General features: G+C 38.7%; 1 protein-coding gene. It reads left to right on the forward strand.

The window, feature by feature from the left end:
* Positions 1–450: 450 nt before the first annotated feature.
* Complete coding sequence (locus tag GNE10_RS33710; RefSeq protein ID WP_185570387.1) at positions 451–1,923, forward strand: SLBB domain-containing protein; 1,473 nt, start codon at positions 451–453, stop codon at positions 1,921–1,923.
* Positions 1,924–2,574: the final 651 nt, after the last annotated feature.

A 2,574-nucleotide genomic window follows, 5' to 3' on the forward strand; every position in this document is an offset into this window, starting at 1 on the left:
GGGTAAAGTTCTATGCAGCTTCATGAAGAATTGGTATAAACTAGTTTGATTGCTAAATAATTCTCTGGTTGCTAATTAAATAGCGGTCATTTTAATGTTGATAACAAATGTTACTCATTACATATTTGAAATTCAAACTTAAGTGTCATGAAATTGACTTAATTTAGTAAAAATTTATTGGTAATTGCCTCATTGGAAAGCAAACATAGTATTGTATAAACTACCTTGGATTGCTCAAATTTATTATTTGGGGATAATTGTCATATTCCAAGACACTTAACTTTAAATGAACTTCATTGAAAATTCAAATCAAATCAACAAATTTTCTCCGGAAAATTACACTTTTCAAGGAAAATAAGATTGTTGGGGAACTTGAATACTTAGGTATAGTCAAAATAAAAATGTTTAGACAGTACTTTATTAATCGTAATTTCAGAATCTCAAGGAAATATGCTTAACACGAATTTGTTGAAATCGCTTACCCAACCAGTTGTGGGTGCGGCTTTATTAACTGCTGTCAATGTTGCCGTACCCTTTGCTAGCCTAGCTCAGGGACAACCAGCACCATCAACTGCACAAATACCAAATACACAAACACAATTAGATACTAATTATTTATTGGGAGGGGGCGATCGCATCCGTGTAAATGTCTTTGAAGTACCTGAATATACAGGTGAATACCAAATTCCTCCAGGAGGAGCAATCAACTTACCTTTAATTGGCAGTGTTCCAGTTCTGGGGCTAACAACCGAACAGGCTGCTGATGAAATTGCCAGAAGATATGCTCGCTTCCTCAAACGTCCTTTAATCTCAGTTAATTTATTATCACCTCGTCCGATTAATGTTTTTGTTGCTGGAGAGGTAACACGTCCAGGAGCTTATACTTTAAACTTGAGTGGAGGTGCTGGAGACAATCCAGGCGTACAATACCCCACTGTGTTAGCTGCATTGACAACAGCCCAAGGAGTTACATTGGCAGCTGATGTAACTCAAGTTCAATTACGGCGTAAATTCGGACGTGCTTCAGAACAAGTCGTTACCCTCAATTTAAAAGAACTTATCCAAACAGGTACGTTATCACAAGATATAACCTTGCGGGATGGAGACACTATAGTTGTGCCAACTGCAAATACCTTCAACGTAGCAGAATCCCGCAATATATTTGCAGCTAACTTTGCTGCCAGTCAAACTACACCCCGCACAGTAACAATTATTGGTGAAGTCAACCGTCCTGGTTCTTACCTAGTTACGCCAGGTAGCCTAAACGAACAGCAGGGAGGCGCAGCTCCTAACAGCGGTACTGCTACTCCCACTGGTCTACCAAATGTCACACGAGTAATTCAACTAGCTGGTGGAATTACGGCACAGGCAGATATTCGTAATCTCAAGCTACGCCGACTGACAAGAACTGGCTCAGAACAAGCTATAGATATTAACCTTTGGCAACTGTTACAGAGTGGCGATGCCAATCAAGATATTATCGTCCAAGACGGAGATACGATTGTTATTCCGACAGCGACTGAGATCAACCCAGCAGAAGCTACTCAGCTAGCTACAACTACTTTGTCTCCCGCACGCATTCAAGTGGGTGTGGTCGGGGAAGTCAAAAGACCAGGATTAACAGAGATTCAACCGAATAGCTCTTTAAACCAAGCTATACTTGCTGCTGGCGGATTCAACGATGCCAGAGCTAGTGACGATGCTGTTGATTTGATTCGTCTCAATCCTAATGGTTCCGTCACGAAACGTGTAGTAAAAGTGGATTTCTCAGCTGGGATTAATGAGCAAACTAATCCTATACTCCGCAATAATGATGTCGTAGTAGTCGGCCGCTCCGGCGGAGCAAAAGTCGGTGATACCGCAGGCCTTGTCGCTGGGCCTCTAGGTGTTATCTTCAGTATTTTGAGGGTATTCGGGCTTTAGTTACAAATTTAGATTTTAATTGGGGGCGTTGGTCAACTTTTCCTGTCCCCACGATTTGATTTTATTTTTAAGTAGGACTGACGCAAGTATTGTTTGTTTTGTCATTGCGATCGAAGGGTAGTGTCGTTACGAGGGATTACTACCCTGTCGCTCGTAATAACGAAATTACGGGATTTTTGCCTAAGTTTTGTGAAATTAACTTGAACTGTGAGTGGAGATTTGTTTCTAAAATTTGTAAATTAAATTAAATTATTTTTGTCAATAGTAATAACGCTATATATTATAGGTTTATTTTAGTATCAAATTCAATTTGATACGGTGATTGGAGCCTAAGAATTAGTGGCACTTTTTTTGATGACCCGTAGGTCTAGCCCGCATTAGCATCACTAGCTCAAAAATTGTGTTTTCACCCCAGTTTTTGACAAAATTTTAAGTATTATTACTTATTGGATAATTATGTATGACTTTAATATGTCAAGGATAGTGGGAAGTAAAGAGTAAAAATTTTCTCTTTAAGAGAACTTAGGATCGCGTTGTAATTAGCTTGAATTTTTATGAGAATAAGAATCTTCAGGAAGCAGAGACGAAAAATGCTTTTTTCTGCTTGATTTTTATTTCCATGATGATTCTCATTATTATAAGTATTATTTA

Origin of the sequence: Nostoc sp. 2RC, assembly GCF_014222165.1 — a bacterium.
Lineage (GTDB): Bacteria > Cyanobacteriota > Cyanobacteriia > Cyanobacteriales > Nostocaceae > Nostoc > Nostoc linckia.